Genomic DNA, 16005 nt, shown 5'->3' with positions numbered 1-16005 from the left:
GATGAATCAGCAATATCCTTCGGCTTTATTGGAAAATGCCGTCAATGAGTTGGCTACGCTGCCGGGAATCGGGCGGAAGACGGCTCTGCGGCTGGCCTTGTATATGCTGCGTCGGGAGCCGGACTATACGGAGCGTTTTTCGACGGCGCTGCTCGCTTTACGCCGTAACGTGAAGTACTGCAAGGTGTGTCATAATATCTGCGATTCGGAGTACTGCGCGATCTGCGCCGATCCGTTGCGCGACCGTTCGACGGTGTGCGTGGTGGAGAATGTCAAAGACGTGATGACGATAGAGAACACGTCGCAGTTTCACGGTCTTTATCATGTGTTGGGCGGAATCATCTCGCCGATCGACGGGATCGGGCCGGCCGATCTCGAAATCGACAGTTTGGTGGAGCGTGTGGCTTCGGGCGAGGTGAAAGAAGTCATGTTTGCCCTCAGCACCACGATGGAAGGCGATACGACGAACTTTTTTATCTACCGTAAACTGTCCGCTTATCCGGTGAAAGTGACGGTCATCGCCCGCGGCATTTCGGTGGGAGACGAGATTGAATACGCCGACGAGGTGACGTTGGGACGTTCGATCCTGAACCGGGTGGATTTTAACGAATCGATCAAATTATAACGTCATGTACGAAACGAAGCTGTCTGTCGTCATCGTAAATTATAATGTAAAGTATTTGCTTGAGCAATGCCTGCGTTCGGTGCAGGCGGCGACGAACGGTTTCGATGCCGAGATATGGGTCGTAGACAATGCTTCGACCGACGGTTCGATCGAATACCTGCGTCCTCGTTTCCCCGATGTGCGGTTTATCGAAAATACGGATAATCCCGGTTTTGCCCGCGCGAATAATCAGGCGCTTCGTATTTGCCGGGGCGAATATGTATTGCTGCTCAACCCCGATACGATCGTAGGCGACAGCCTGCGCACGTTGTGTTATTTTATGGACGGATGTTCCGACGCAGGGGCGATCGGGGTGAAGATGATCGATGGTCGAGGGGCTTTTCTGCCCGAGAGTAAGCGCAGCTTTCCGTCGCCGTGGGTGGCGTTCTGCAAGTTGTTCGGTCTTTCAAAACTTTTTCCGCGTTCCCGACGGTATGCGGCTTACAGTTTGCCGTATCTCAGTCCCGACAAGCAGCATGAGGTCGAAGTGCTGTCGGGGGCGTTCATGTTGCTGCGCCATGAGGCGCTCGATCGGGTCGGACTGTTCGACGAGTCGTTTTTTATGTACGGTGAAGACATTGATCTGTCGTATCGGATCGTACTCGGCGGTTACAAAAATTATTATATTCCCGAGCGTATCTTGCATTACAAAGGCGAAAGCACGGCCTATGCCGACAAAAAGTACCTGAATGCTTTTTACGATGCGATGCTTATTTTCTATCGGAAGCATTATCCGCAATCGGGGCGATGGATGTCGGGGCTGATTGGTGCTTCGGTTGGTCTAAGGAAAGGAATCGCGCGCCTGTTCGGGTGGAAGAAGCCGAAAACGCCGAAGCCGAAGCGTCGCAGTGTGTTGATTTTCTGCCGTGCGGAGGCGCTCAAGACGGCCAAAGACCGGGTGGCTGAGCAGCTGCCGGAGGCTGTCATTTTCCGTCAGTGGGATTTGGATGAGCGCCGGGCGATAGATGCGCTCTCGCGTCGGGTGCGGATGAACGAATATACGGATATGGTCTTTTGCTATCCGGACATGACGTTCGACCAGATGTTGCTTTTTATGGACAGAAACACCGATAAATCGTGTGTGTATCATATGTATTATCCCGACAGCGGACAGTTGATTTCGCCGGGCAGATAAAAAAACGGAGGCGTAAGCGATGAAATGGCTGGAGAATGACATGATGCGCCTGCGGGCGTTGGAACCGGAAGATCTTGATCTGCTTTACGCGTGGGAGAATGATACGTCTCTGTGGGAGTTTGGCAGCACGCTTGTACCGTATTCGCGCTACGTGTTGAAAGCCTATTTGGAGCATGCCGACGCCGATATATATGCACAGAAGCAGCTGCGGCTGATGATGGTACTGAAAGCTTCGGGCGAGACGGTCGGAACGGTCGATCTCTTCGATTTCGACCCTCGTCATCGGCGTGCCGGAGTAGGTATTCTGGTCGATCCGGCGCATCAGCGGAAAGGCATCGGGAAGGAGGCCCTGTCGCTGCTGACGACTTATGCTTTCGGGTTGCTGAACATACACCAGCTCTATGTCTTTGTACCCGTATCGAACGAGCCCAGCCGAAACTTGTTTCTGGACAGCGGATTCACCTCGTGCGGCATTTTAAAGGACTGGCTGCATACGAATCATGGCTTCGCCGACGCGTATTTTATGACCCTGCTGAACAAAAAAGCATGAATCCTGAAATCGTTTTATTGAAACGAGATTTGCAATAGTTTTTCTTAGTGCTGTCACCAAAAAGGTCACTCGTGTTACCTAAAAGGTTACTCGTGTTACCAAAAAGGTCACTCATGTCACCAAAAAGGTCACTCGTGTTACCAAAAAGGTTATTCGTGTTACCAAAAAGGTTACTCGTGTTACCAAAAAGGTCACTGCTGTCATCAAATGGGGAAAAGAAATCGGGAAAAATAGGGAAGTGACCCCGGTGCGACTCAAACGCACGACCTTCAGAACCGGAATCTGACGCTCTATTCAACTAAGCTACGGGGCCAAAAACGCCGCAAAGATATAAAAATAATTGACAGATGACAACCATCGGCCTACAATTTTTCGGATTATTCCATTACCTTTGTCTGCCGTATGCTGGATGCGGATCGTGAACTATCGCATCGTCAATGCCCAAGAAGTTATGGATGTAAAAATAGAACAGAGCTGGAAGGAGCGGTTGTCCGACGAATTTGAGAAGGAGTATTTCAAAACGCTGACGAATTTTGTGCGCGAAGAATATCAGCGCACAAAGGTCTATCCCGCCGGAGGGCATATCTTCAATGCGTTTGCGCATTGCCCGTTCGAGCGGGTGAAAGTCGTACTGATCGGGCAAGACCCGTATCATGAGCCGGGGCAGGCCCACGGACTGTGTTTCTCGGTACAGGACGGGACGCCTTTCCCGCCGTCGCTCGTGAATATTTTCAAGGAGATCGCGAACGATCTCGGTAAACCGATGCCTCGAAGCGGTGACCTGACCCGCTGGGCCGATCAGGGGGTGTTGCTGCTCAACGCCACGCTGACGGTGCGCGCTCATGCCGCCGGATCGCATCAGGGCAAGGGGTGGGAGACGTTTACCGATGCCGTCATCCGTCAGTTGAATGCCGAACGCAAACACATCGTTTATATGCTGTGGGGATCGTACGCGCAGAAAAAAGGCGAACGGATCGATGCGTCGGCCAATTTAGTGTTGAAATCGCCGCACCCATCGCCCTTGTCGGCTCATCGCGGATTCTTCGGGAATCGACATTTCAGCCGTGCGAACGACTATTTGATCGCTTCGGGGCAGGAGCCTGTCGACTGGTAGATCAATACCAGCTTTGCCGGTCGCGGTTCGTATTGCTTTGATTATATTTCAGGTCTTTGAGCAGCGACGAATTGACGGCAATCGAAAACGAATACGATTTATAGGGCCCGATGGGGATTACGTTGGCCGACATCTGGAAGCAATGCAGGTCGCGCGAAATGCTGCAAGTGAGGCTGTGGAGTTTCCGGTGTTCAATATCGAAAGAGCCGTGCATGCTGATGCGCCAATTCTTCGTCGGCTGAATGCTGCCGTTGAAACTTAGCGTGTGAGTCAGCCGGTAATTATATTCCATCTTCTGAGGATTAAAGTTGCCGTAGCCTAACCCCATGTTATAATTGAACGAGAAATTCCACGGTACCGTTGCGTTGTAGTAACCGTCTTCGTCGTATTCGCCTGCGTTTGTTTTTTTCGCTTTCCGCAGACGGCCTCCCTTGGTCTGGCCGGGTTCGTCCTGTTTGCCGTCGGGAGTAGTCTCGTTACCTTCTTCGTTTGTCGACGCGTCTTCGTCTTTCCGGCTTCCTTTCCCGCCGAACCATTTCTTGAACGTGTCGTTATTAAAGGTATAGGAAATACTCGTGCCTGTCGACCGCAGTCTCGGAAAGCCTTTTCCCGCCTGCCAGCGCGTTTTGTTGACGGGATAAGCCCGTTGGTTTTTCGCGTCGTAACCATACGTATAGACGTCGAAAACACCACTTAGTATCAAGGAGTAACTTTTACTCAGCCGCAGGTTTAGCCCCACATTCAGGTCGCTCCATTTGAACGAATCGGCCGCCAGATTGTAGCTGATGTTAAGATTCAGTTTTTCAATCAGACTGATTTTTCGCTCTCCCGTCGAGTCGGCGTCCGAGCGTATCTTCATCTCCACATTATTTTCGACCGCAAAATTGAGCGCTCCCTGCTTGCCTCTTCCCGGCGGGCCGAACATCGCGTCTTTGAACGGCGAGTAGACACCGGTCACGGTCTCTCCCCGACGATTCACGTACGAATAATCTTCGTAGTATCCGTATTTGCGGCTGCCGAAGTCGGGCGACATGCTGAACGAAACGGATGGCTCCATGCGGTGACGGATCATCTTGACCTTGTCTCCGAAAATTGCCCACGGCTTGAAGAAGCCGTACAAGGTTGTGGAGGCTGAGATGGCTGCATTGTAGTTATAGACCCGATAGAAGCCGTAGACCGTATCGACGGGCATGAGTGTGTTACGTACCGTATCGTAGGCGTGATAGACTTTGTCCGTCAGCCACCGTTCCGTATAATTCACGGAGGGCGATATGTTGAGGAAACCGAAGTTGTACGTCGCGCTGATCGGGATCGAATGCTGCATGCCGTGCTTCCAGTCTTTGATGAGGTTCTTTCTGAAAAACTCATTCTCTTTCGTATGGATCGTATTTCTGAAATAACCGGAGTAGGAGATGGAGATTTTTTCGTACCAGCGTTCTTTTCCGACGATATGTTTGCGTTTGAGCGGATAAATACTGCTCATCGAGATGTTCATATCGGGCAGGGTCACGCTCAGCGACGAGTCTTGCGAGCGCTGATTGATGTTCATCGTGGCCGAGATATTGATCGGACTGTTGGGGAAACGTTGCGAGATACTGATACTCGAACCTTTGTTGTTGTTCGTCGCATCCGGCGTGTAGAGCATATTGAGCTGATTGCGACTGTAGCTGCTGGTCGCGAAATTGACACTGGCCGAGAAAGTACGGTAAGGATTGGCCTTCATATCCTGCGAATGCGTCCACGCGATTCTGAAATCTTTCGAGACGCTGTAATCCGGCAACCCTTTGTCGCCCGTTTTTGTAACCAGATAGGACGCATCGAAGGCGCCCGAATATTTATACCGTTTCCGGTACGACGAGCGGGCGGCCAAGCCCCACGACCCTTTCGTGTAAATCTCGCCCGTAAGCGCCAGATCAACGTAATCGCTGATGGCAAAATAATATCCGCCGTTACGGAGGTTGAAGCCGCGCGCCATTTCGTCGCCATACGTAGGCATGATGATCCCCGACGAGTACGTGCTCGAAAACGGGAAGAACGCGAACGGCAGCCCGATGGGGAAGAGCGGCACATCTTCGATCACCAAATAAGCCGGGCCGGTGACGATGTCTTTCCCGGGCCGGACTTTGGCTTTCGTCATTTTGATGTAGAAGTGCGGATGGTCATGCTCGTCGCATGTCGTGTAGCGCCCGTTGATCATATTCATCGCGTCGTCGGGCATCTTTTTCGTCACGCCGGCCGTCAGGAAGCCTTCGCCCTGTTGAGTCAGCACTTCGTTGGCATACGCTTTGCGCGACCTGAAATTGTAACGCATATTCTTTGCCTCGATCTGCTGTTCTCCTTCGACGAAGAGCGGATAGCCGTATTCCGCACCGACAGAGTCGAGGGCGAACGTGGCGTAGACGATGCTGCTGTCCATGCTCATCTCGATTCGCTCGGCCTGCAATTCGATGTTTTGGTATTTAACGTTGCTCTCTCCGTAGAGGAAGGCCATGTTTGTGCCGGTCAGGACGATGGAGTCGCTCGCCTGATACGTGACGGGCGCTTCGAGCATGCTTTTTTTACGGGCGGTGGTATCGACGGCGACCGTGTCGATTCGTAACGTGGTGTCGGACGTGATGTGTAACAAGCTGTCCGGTAGGGGAACGGCTATCGAATCGTTTAACGACCCGACGGCTGTCACAGACTCCTGCGCCTGCACCCGTCCGTTTGTGCAAAGAGCGCATACGCAGGCGATCCATCCTATCATTTGCTTTAGAAACATGCTTCGTCCCGTATGTATTCGGGCGCAAAAATAGCACAATTTAACGAGGATGTGGCCCTTATTTTCCTAAAAAGAGTTTACACCAGCCGTCGAAACGCGCCACGTCATCGTCTCCGTATGCGGCCAGTCCTTTGCGGATTTTCTCGATCGGTTTCTCACGGTCGAGCTTCGTTTTACTGAAAAATTTATCGGCAAAACAGATCAGTTGTTCTTCGAGCGACTGGGGGCGCATCTCGCGGGGAGGAACCGGCAGGTTGCGTTGCCGGATCAGTTCGGCCGACAGTCCCGTACCCGTATGACGCTCGCAGACCAGCGCGTGACGCGGATAGCCTTCTTTTCGCAGCAGGTCGGCACCCAGATAACCGTGGCAGATATAGGGCGCTTGGCCATGACAGTCGATTTCCGGCGCATGGCAGAGGAAGATGCCGAGGTCGTGCAGCAGGGCGGCTTCGCGGATGAAAGGAATGTCCAGTTGCATTTCCGGATGTGTCTCGGCGATGGCTACGGCCTTATCGGCCACACTGCGGCTGTGGGTGATCAGAATCTCGTAGGCCCGCGACTCCGGAAGGTAATAGGTCTGAATAATTTCCAATGGATTCATATACTTCGTCAAAGAATAATCGCAGGCAAAAATACGCATAAATTGTCGGATTTCTCCCCTTTTTCAACTACTTTTACGCCTCGAAAAAGAAACATATTACTTGCAATGAAACGAAACATACTGTCATTATTTCTGCTCCTGATGCTTTGGTTTTCAGCAACAGGGACTGTTTTCGCGCAACAGCGGAACAAGCGTGTCGTATTGGGTAACGAACGGATGGATAGCATTAGCGTCCGGCTGAAAGATAAACGGGTAGCGCTGGCTGTGAATCATACTTCGATCCTCGAAACCGACCATACGCATTTATTGGATACGTTGCTCGCGCGCCGGATCGACATCAAGAAGGTGTTTGCTCCCGAGCACGGCTTTCGCGGGACGGCCGATGCCGGTGCGACCGTTCACGACAGTCGCGATCCGAAAACAGGGGTTCCCATCGTTTCGGTTTACGGAAAAAACAAAAAACCGAGCGCCGAACAACTGGCCGACGTCGATGTCGTTGTCTTCGACATTCAAGACGTGGGCGCGCGTTTCTTTACCTACATCAGTACGATGCACTACCTGATGGAGGCTTGCGCGGAACATGGTAAGGAGTTGATGGTGTTAGACCGTCCGAACCCGAACGACTATGTGGACGGTCCGGTTCGCCGGCCGGGATTCGAGTCGTTTGTCGGTGTCCATCCCATCCCTGTTTTGCACGGACTGACCGTCGGCGAACTGGCGCAAATGATTAACGGCGAAGGGTGGCTGCCCGCGGCCGCAACCTGCAAACTGACTGTTATCAAGATGTTGAACTGGCAACATGGCGACGCTTACCAGCCGACCGTCCGACCTTCTCCGAATCTCCCGAACGATCAGGCTATTCGCCTCTATCCTTCGCTCTGTTTCTTCGAAGGGACGTGCATGAGTGTCGGGCGGGGAACGCATTTCCCGTTCCAGATCGTCGGATATACGCTGCCGCAGACCGGCTCGTTCACCTTCGTCCCCACGGCTATTCCGGGCATGGATACGGCACCGCTTTATAAAGACAAAACCTGCTACGGCGACGACCTGCGTTATTACCCGTTCGAAGGAGGGCTTTCGCTCCAGTTCGTGATCGACTTCTTTACGCGTACCGGCCGAAACGAAAAGATGTTTTTCAACCGGCCGCGCTGGTTCGACCTGCTGGCCGGAACGGATGCGCTGCGCAAACAAATCCTTGCCGGAGTACCCGAAGCCGAAATCCGTGCCACATGGCAATCCGATCTCGACGAATACAAACAGACCCGCGCCAAATACCTCCTCTACCCGGACTATCCGAAAGGGGAGTGAAAGCTAAAACGAATATTTCAGACTGACGTTGCTCTTCGGAGGTACTAATTTCTACTTCGGAGGTACTAATTTGCTCTTCGGAGGTACTAATTTGTACTTCGGAAGTACTAATTTCTACTTCGGAGGTACTAATTTGTACTTCGGAAGTACTAATTTCTACTTCGGAGGTACTAATTTGTACTTCGGAGGTACTAATTTGCCCTTCGGAAGTACCAATTTGTTCTTCAGAGGTTCGATTTGGGTGCTTCGCGGATAAAAACAATCCGGGGAAACGGCAAAAGGCTGCTTCCCCGGAACATCGGTCAACGATTAAACGATTCTTTATGACTTTTCGGCCGACGATTTTTTCGGCCGACCGGGAAAGCGTTCGCGCAGTTCGTCGTAAACGGCTTGTGCTCCGGATACATTCGTGCGGCTGGCTCCCTTGACCGAGCCGTAGAAAATCAGCGCTGCATCGTACGATTCGCTACCGGCCACCATCATCGTGTCTTCCAGTCCGCGTTGCAACGTGGTTACGTCTTTCAGCAACTCGTTGAGCTTGCGGGCCAGTTCGTAATCCTTTTTGGCTTCGAACAAGTCCATATAGGCCGGGGTGAGTGAAGGATTCTGTTCGGCAAATTCGATTGCCTTGCCTACAAAAGCCAGCGTTTTATCGCCCATTTTCAGCATGTTTTTTCTTTCTTCGTTCGTCAGGTTGATGATCAGCACATCGGACAATTCTTCACGAATCAGTCTTAATTTTTCACGCACGGATTTGAGCCGTGCATCGTCGATCGAGATCGAAATTTTACTTTCTTGTGACATGATTATCTGGATTTTAATTTAACCAATTCGATATTTCTTCTGTTAGGGTTGCGTATCGCCGACGGTTGTTTTCTCAGAATCGTTCAGAGATGTTTGCCGTAAGCCTTTGCCGACCCGATACGCCGGCCGGCAAAGGCGGGCTGGGGCCATTTGAGTGGAATGTATTTGATCGTAACGCGTTTCATTGTGTAACCAGTATAAGAGTTTATGGACCGATGATGCAGCCAAATATAAGGAATAAAAAAGCGAAAAACAACTGTTTTTGAATATTTTTTTGTGTGGAGTGAAAGTTTGTTTGCATTTTCCTCGATAATAACCTTATAGTATCCAATTTAGCCCTTTCTTCTGCCGAGTCGAAAGTTCGTTCATCGTTTCGGCAGAGCCTTCTCAAAGAAAAAGATAATCCGACTGATACGGAAGCTGTTTGAGAAAAAGATTTCAGTGATTTTCAAACAGGCTTGTATTCTTCCCGTTTCCTCTTTCCCCTCTTCCAAGGGGCAGACTGCAACGTTTTTGAAAAAAAAGCGGGATAAGCCATTTCATTGGCTCTCCCGCTTTTTGCATTGAATCGATAAATAATATGCAGACGTTTGCTTCTATTATCCGATTTCGATCATGGGGGCGCCGGCCTGTATGGCGTCACCCGCTTTGACGTAGATACGAAGTACCGTTCCGTTATAGTCCGAAGTGATATCGTTCTCCATCTTCATCGATTCGAGGACAAGCAGACTGTCGTTCTTTTTCACCACGTCTCCTTCTTTGACCATGATTCGCATGATGCTTCCCGGCATCGGGCATTCCATGATGTGGCCTTTGACCGTTTTTTCGGCTGCAGGAGCGGCCGCTTCTTGCTTGGTCTCGCACTTCGCTTCTTCGGCAGGAGCAGCCTGTTTGGCCTGAGCATTGAATTCTTCTTCACGTTTTTTGCGGAGGAATCCGCTGGCTACGGCCGGGAACAGTTCCATCAACAGACTGTCTTTTTCGTCTTTGGCCAATTGCACACCTCCGAATTCTTCGAGAACGGGATTGTCCTGACGTTTATAGTTCGACGTATCGTACGGCGTTTCTACCGGAGAGCCGGTGATTTGTTCGCGGAATGCGGGATCGACCGGAACGGGCGTTTTTCCGTATTCGCCTTTCACCAGCGCAATGAACTGGTTGGACGGGTTGGCATATTTCGGCCGACCGTTCTTGATGTTCAAGGCCGATACGACGGCTTGTGCGCCCACGATCTGGCTGGTGGGGGTAACGAGCGGCGGCAGACCCGCGTCGAGGCGTACGCTCGGAATCAGCTTCATCGCATCTTCGAGCAGGTCGAGCGAGTTGAACTGTTTGAGCTGTGCCACCATGTTCGTATACATTCCGCCGGGGATTTCGGCATCCTTCACCAAATTATTTGGTTTCGGGAAGTTGAAGTAAGCCTCGATGGCATGACAAGCTGCCAGCAAGGCCGGCTCGTCGTTGCGACGCACAGCTTCGATGGCTTTGTCGAACTCACGGTCGATTTCTGCCGGAAGCGTATCGGTCAGCGGGTTGAACGGTTTCGGGAATTGTTTTACGGCATCGAACGCATCGAGTTCCTTGCGGATACCCAGCAATTCCTGATTGATCTTTGCCACGGCTTCCATGTTTACATCGAGTTCGACGTCGAGTTTCTTACAGAAGATGTAGATCAACTCGATAGCGGGAGCAGCCGGTCCACCTGCAAAATTCCAGATATTCGTATCCACAATATCGACTCCGTGATAGATCGCCGTCAGAACCGCGCCTAAGCCAAATCCGGGTGTACAGTGCGTATGGAAATCGATCGGAACGTTCAGGTGCTGTTTGAACAGCGGGATCAGCGTAGCTACGCGCGAAGGCGGGATCAGACCGCTCATATCCTTGATCGTAATCATATCGGCGCCGAGGGCGAGCATCTCTTTCGCTTTGTTCACAAAGTATGTATCGGTGAACACCAACTCACGCTTCGGAGCTTCCTCCTCTTTCTTCCCGAACAGACCGCTGAAGAAGCCTCCTTTTTTTGCTTCGGCCTTCGGCTCATCGTCATACTTGGGGTCTACGGTATAGCAAACGGCGCAATCGGCCATGCCGCCATATTTTTTAATGGATTTAACACTCGACTTTACATTGTCCACGTCGTTCAGTGCGTCGAAGATACGCATCACGTCCAACCCGGAAGCAACCGCGTTGCGGAAGAATCCGTCGATGATTTCGTCGGGATAGGGTGCATAGCCGTAAAGGTTACGTCCCCGCGACAAGGCCGTCAGCTTCGAGGCGTTACCAACAGAAGCTTTGATTTTTTCAAGTCTTTCCCACGGGTTCTCGCCCAAATATCGCATGACAGAGTCGGGCACGGCTCCTCCCCATACTTCCATGGCGTAGAAGTTGGCATCTTTGTAGTAAGGCAATACTCTGTCGACCTGCGACTGATTCATGCGTGTTGCAAAAGCCGACTGTTGTCCGTCTCTTAATGTTAAGTCTCTGATTAAAAGTTTCTGCTTCATGATTAATCGGTTTTTTTGAATGAGATTCGTTTTTATAATTGGTTTGCTCTTTTATCTTATTATTTGATTGGTTTTCGCTGCATTCTCGAATGAAAAGCAACGAAAACCAATTCTTTTTTATTGTTTATTAAATCTTTTTTATTCAGTCTATTAAATATTACATATCATACTGCTGCAAAGTAAATACTTTTTTTCGAACATATACGGTCTAATTAGAGAAAAATTTCTTTAATAAGAGAAATTCTTTTGTTCAGCAGGCAAAATAAACCATCAGTCCGGCCAGAATAATATAGCCGATGGCATACGGAAGTGCGCTGCGGAGGATTTCACCGTCGCGTCCCGGCATATTGCACGAAGCCGTTGCGATAGCAATACTTTGCGGCGAAATAATCTTTCCACCTGTTGCTCCTGCCGTATTGGCGCTGACTAACCAGTTGGGATCGGGATACGACAGTTGAGAGGCTACGTTCGCTTGCAATTTGCCGAACAGAATGTTGGACGATGTGTCGCTACCCGTAACAAACGTACCGATGGCTCCAATCAACGGAACGAACAGTGGATAGTAAGCGCCCGTAGCGGAGACAAGCGCCGAAGCAATTACTCCGATCATGCCCGCATAGTTCATCACCGATGCGATGGAAACGAGGCTCATAATCGTAATTACCGTCTTATTCAAGTTTTTTACGGTGCGCGCTAACACGACAAACAATTTCTTTACCGAAACCCCTTGTATCATTCCCCCGATAAACGTACCGAGGAAAAGCATCAATCCTGCGTTCGATATCCATCCGAACGAAAAATATTTACCTTCGGCATAGATGGGCAGATGTACATGACTTACAAGGTGTGTACGGAGAAACTCATTGATCGGCTTCACCAAAGGTCCGCTGATGACAATAAAGAACAGAATGAAACCGTAAACGCTCCATGCCCGTAAAGCCCTCGACAAGGTAATAGGCTTCTCGTCGACCAAAGATTCGGCTGCTTTTTCTCCTCCGGAAAAAAGGCGCGCATAAATGACAATCGCTAAAATAGCTGCCACACTTCCGAGGATGGCCGGCGTCTCAGCGCCTAAATATCGTGCGCAGATATATTGCACTACCAGCGAAATACCGCCCACCCATACGGAAAGCAGGATGTGTTTGAGAATCTTCTTGGGCGAACTGTCGGTGAGCGTGAGGATCACGAACGGAATAAGAATCATCAAAGGCGATAATTGTATAACCACTTTCGAGGCAATGTCGCAAATAGCTTCCGGCGTAGCACTGCCCGAAGGAGCCACTTCGTTGGCCAACGTAATCACCGGCACACCTACGGCGCCGAACCCCGTCGGCACACTGTTGGCAATCAGCGATACCAATGCGCTGAATCCCGGTTTGAATCCCAGACCGATCAGGATGGCAGCGGGGATTGCAACGGCTGTTCCGAATCCGGCCATTCCTTCCAAAAGCCCTCCGAAGCCCCATACGAGCAGAAGTACGATGATTCCGCGATCGTTCGTGAGTGAGGTGAACTGTTTTTTGATGACCTCGATCTCTCCGCTTTCGAGCAGCGTGTTGTAGCTGTAAATCGCCATCAGGATGATGATCAAGATCGGGAAAGTCGCTTTCAGAATGCCTTCTACAAAAGCCCACAACACCCCGCCCTGAGTATAATTTTCCGGAGCGAATCCGAGCGCGGGAGCGGCCAGCCATGCAATCAGCAAGGTGGCGACAAGGGTAAGGAATGCGCTCTTGTGTCCGGCCATCTTCACGCCGAGCATCAGTACGAACAAGAGCAGAATCGGGAAAACAGATAATAAAATGTTCATGACATATTTATTTAATTGAGTTTATAAATGAGCGAATTAAATAAGTAATACGGTAACCTGACGCGGTCCGTGTGCTCCCATAACGAGCGACTGTTCGATGTCGGCCGTTTTCGAGGGGCCGGACATAAAGCCTCTGAATTCTCCGGGATGTTCGTTCGGCACACGTTGGTAGGCATCGTGCATGGTATCGACCAGTTGATCTTTCGGAAGAAGCATCAGCAAGGATTCGGAAATGAAATAGATACCGCGTTGCAAGTATTCCTGTTCAAAATATACGGCTGCATTTTCACACACCCCGAAAATTCCGCGGCAGATTACGAGGTCAGTTCCGTTCAACTCGGCCGGCGTGTCGATATCGTCGGGGTTGTACGTGGCGCAGGTGACTTCCGGAAGATTGCATGCGATGCGTACTGCATCAGGGAACAGACGCCGTACGGCATCATCGATCGATTCGCCTTCGTTGAGCACTTCCGCACGGCCGCCTACTCCGGCCGATATTTCGATAAACTGTTTGAGTTTATCGGGGTAAACAACGTGTGGGATTTTTACTTCGGGACGCGGAAAACGCTCCTTAATATTTTCCCTCAAACTATGAATGATAAAATCTTTGCTGTTCATTTCGATTCTTGTTTAGTGTTTTTCTTTTGATGATTCTGTTTCCACCACGCTTCGAACGACTGCTTGGCAAAACGTGGCATTTCTCTTTCTTTTCCCCAAGCATTCAATCCGTTGTACACGGCGAAGCGTGGCATTTTGTTGGCGATGGGTGCCATTTTCAAGGCCGAGTGGAACAAAGACGGCCGTTCCATCAGAAATTGCATCCCTTTGCTCATCATTTTCTTTTGTGAATTGGCTTGTCCGAATCCATCCAGCTTCTGACGCCATACATAAATCTGTTCGCCGAGGTCTACCATAGCCGGGCAAACGTATGAACATGAAAGGCAAAGCGAGCAGGCAGAGACGTTTCCGCTATGTTTCTGCGGGTCATGAAGCATGCCGAGATTGATCCCGATAGGGCCGGGGATAAAGTAGGAATAGGAATATCCACCGCTCCGACGGTACACGGGACAAGTGTTCATACACGCCCCGCAACGGATGCAATTCATGCTCTTGCGATGTTGAGGCATCCCCAGAATCTTGCTACGTCCGTTATCTACAATGATAAAATGCTGTTCACCTCCCGTATGAGGACGTCCGAAATGTGAAGTGTACGTCGTAATGGGCTGTCCCGTTGCGGAGCGCGCAAGCAGGCGTGTGAAGATACCCAGCGATTCGAGGTCGGGGATGATCTTGTCAATCCCGAAAGCACAGATATTGAGCTTTTGACACGACATGCCCATGTCGGCGTTTCCTTCGTTCGTACAAACGATCACTTCACCTGTCGAGGCCACGGCAAAATTGCCCCCCGTCATACCGGCATCGGCATTCAGGAAGTCTTGACGAAGTGCTTTACGCGCCTGATGCGTCAGATAGGTGGGATCGAAATTTCCTTTTTCGCTACCTAATTTTTCTTCAAACAATTTACCGACGATTTCGCGTTTCAGGTGGATGGCCGGCATGACGATATGACTCGGGTTGGCATCCAGAAGCTGAAGAATCCGTTCTCCCAAATCGCTTTCGATGACTTCGTATCCTTTTTCGATCAGGTATGGGTTCAGATGACATTCTTCCGAAAGCATCGATTTACTTTTCACCAGCTTGTGTGCACCATGATCACGCAGAATTCCCTCGATGATTGAGCGATACTCTTCGGCATCTTTAGCGTAATGTACGTGACATCCGTTGGCGGTTGCGTTTTTTTCGAATTCTTCGATCAGTTCCGGCAGATGAGAATTACTGTACAACTTCATGTCGCGTACGGCATGTCTGAGATCTTCCCATTCGGGGATAGCATGAGAGAGGCGGTCGCGTTTCGTACGCACCATGTATAATGTTTTGTCGTGCCATTCGGCATTCACTTTGTCGGATAAAAAGGCTTTGGCTGCCTTGGAATGTGTAGTACTCATAGCTGTGCGGATAAAATTTCTAAATAATGGATCGTGCGGATCGGGTAGTGCTCGCGTTCGATGACGCCATTCATGTGCATCAGGCAGGAACTGTCGGCGCCGGTGATGTATTCGGCTCCGGTAGCCATGTGATCTTTTACTTTGTCGCGTCCCATACAGGCCGATACCTCGGGTTCTTCGGCTGCGAACATCCCGCCGAAACCACAACATTCGTCTACGCGTTCGGGTTCTACGACTGTAATGCCCGGCACTCTTTCGAGTAGAGAGCGAATCTTATTATAATAGGGAACGGTCAGCTCCGAAGCGGAAGAGAGATGAAGCTCTCGTACGCCATGACAACTGTTGTGCAGACTCACCTTATGCGGAAAATGGGAAGCGAAGCGCTCCGGTTTCACGACATCGTGGAGAAATTCCGTGATATCGTAGATATGTTTGCTCGTTTCGCAGACGTGCTCACCGTGCTCGGACAGAATGCGGGGGTGGTTTTCTTTCACGAAAGCCACACAACTGGCCGAAGGACCTACGACATAGGTGTAGTCTTTAAACAATTGCTCGAAGCGTTTGACGATTGTTAATGAATCTCCTTCGAATCCGGCGTTAGCCATCGGCTGTCCGCAGCAAGTTTGTCCGAGAGGATAATCGACGTCTATCCCAAGACTTGTAAGCAGTTTGTAACACGCAATACCGACGTGCGGATAGACGGCATTGACATAACAGGGAATAAATAATCCTACTTTCATAACCA

Annotated in this window: 13 protein-coding genes and 1 tRNA gene; 5 read left to right on the top strand and 9 right to left on the bottom strand. The window is 50.5% G+C overall.

The window, feature by feature from the left end; translation table 11 throughout:
- Position 1: 1 nt before the first annotated feature.
- The 3 genes from recR to EII41_RS01690 are packed head-to-tail and all read left to right on the top strand — an operon-like array spanning position 2 to position 2349.
- Positions 2–625, top strand: a complete 624-nt coding sequence (gene recR / locus EII41_RS01700) for a recombination mediator RecR (RefSeq protein ID WP_124751980.1) — start codon at positions 2–4, stop codon at positions 623–625.
- A 4-nt stretch (positions 626–629) separates the two neighbouring features.
- The gene (locus EII41_RS01695; protein ID WP_124789173.1) at positions 630–1799 is read left to right on the top strand and encodes a glycosyltransferase family 2 protein; all 1170 of its coding nucleotides are present in this window, start codon (positions 630–632) and stop codon (positions 1797–1799) included.
- A 19-nt stretch (positions 1800–1818) separates the two neighbouring features.
- Positions 1819–2349, top strand: a complete 531-nt coding sequence (locus EII41_RS01690; protein WP_124751978.1) for a GNAT family N-acetyltransferase — start codon at positions 1819–1821, stop codon at positions 2347–2349.
- Positions 2350–2588: 239 nt separating this feature from the next.
- On the opposite strand, the gene EII41_RS01685 is transcribed toward EII41_RS01690, so the two are convergent.
- Positions 2589–2662 (bottom strand) — tRNA-Arg (locus tag EII41_RS01685).
- 138 nt (positions 2663–2800) lie between these two features.
- Between EII41_RS01685 and ung the strand changes: the two genes are divergently transcribed.
- Positions 2801–3463 (top strand): uracil-DNA glycosylase, encoded by a 663-nt coding sequence (gene ung, locus EII41_RS01680; RefSeq protein WP_124750961.1) that lies wholly within the window; start codon positions 2801–2803, stop codon positions 3461–3463.
- A 1-nt stretch (position 3464) separates the two neighbouring features.
- Here the strand turns inward: ung and EII41_RS01675 are convergent, their stop codons facing one another.
- Entirely contained in the window at positions 3465–6209 is a 2745-nt protein-coding gene (locus tag EII41_RS01675; RefSeq protein WP_260425432.1) for a putative LPS assembly protein LptD, read from the bottom strand.
- A 73-nt stretch (positions 6210–6282) separates the two neighbouring features.
- Positions 6283–6825 carry an HD domain-containing protein gene (locus EII41_RS01670; RefSeq protein ID WP_124750959.1) on the bottom strand — a complete coding sequence of 181 codons (543 nt, stop codon included), beginning with the start codon at positions 6823–6825 and terminating at the stop codon, positions 6283–6285.
- A gap of 105 nt (positions 6826–6930) precedes the next feature.
- Between EII41_RS01670 and EII41_RS01665 the strand changes: the two genes are divergently transcribed.
- Positions 6931–8133, top strand: a complete 1203-nt coding sequence (locus EII41_RS01665) for an exo-beta-N-acetylmuramidase NamZ domain-containing protein (protein WP_411292570.1) — start codon at positions 6931–6933, stop codon at positions 8131–8133.
- Positions 8134–8454: 321 nt separating this feature from the next.
- Here the strand turns inward: EII41_RS01665 and EII41_RS01660 are convergent, their stop codons facing one another.
- The 6 genes from EII41_RS01660 to EII41_RS01635 form a co-directional block, all read right to left on the bottom strand.
- The gene (locus EII41_RS01660; protein ID WP_124750957.1) at positions 8455–8937 is read right to left on the bottom strand and encodes a hypothetical protein; all 483 of its coding nucleotides are present in this window, start codon (positions 8935–8937) and stop codon (positions 8455–8457) included.
- Positions 8938–9536: 599 nt separating this feature from the next.
- A complete protein-coding gene (locus tag EII41_RS01655; protein WP_124789171.1) occupies positions 9537–11444 on the bottom strand; it encodes a biotin/lipoyl-containing protein in 1908 nt (635 codons plus the stop codon).
- 250 nt (positions 11445–11694) lie between these two features.
- The gene (locus EII41_RS01650) at positions 11695–13254 is read right to left on the bottom strand and encodes an L-lactate permease (RefSeq protein WP_124789170.1); all 1560 of its coding nucleotides are present in this window, start codon (positions 13252–13254) and stop codon (positions 11695–11697) included.
- Between the two features lie 36 nt (positions 13255–13290).
- Positions 13291–13872 carry a lactate utilization protein C gene (locus EII41_RS01645; RefSeq protein WP_124789169.1) on the bottom strand — a complete coding sequence of 194 codons (582 nt, stop codon included), beginning with the start codon at positions 13870–13872 and terminating at the stop codon, positions 13291–13293.
- Positions 13869–15260 carry a lactate utilization protein B gene (locus tag EII41_RS01640; RefSeq protein ID WP_124789168.1) on the bottom strand — a complete coding sequence of 464 codons (1392 nt, stop codon included), beginning with the start codon at positions 15258–15260 and terminating at the stop codon, positions 13869–13871. The genes EII41_RS01645 and EII41_RS01640 overlap by 4 nt, the downstream gene beginning before the upstream one ends.
- Entirely contained in the window at positions 15257–16000 is a 744-nt protein-coding gene (locus EII41_RS01635) for a (Fe-S)-binding protein (protein ID WP_124750952.1), read from the bottom strand. The genes EII41_RS01640 and EII41_RS01635 overlap by 4 nt, the downstream gene beginning before the upstream one ends.
- Between the last annotated feature and the right edge of the window lie 5 nt (positions 16001–16005).

Source organism: Tannerella forsythia (genome assembly GCF_003860135.1).
GTDB lineage: Bacteria > Bacteroidota > Bacteroidia > Bacteroidales > Tannerellaceae > Tannerella > Tannerella forsythia_A.
The sequence above is the reverse complement of the archived record's forward strand: the minus strand, read 5'-3'. Positions and strand labels throughout refer to the sequence as shown.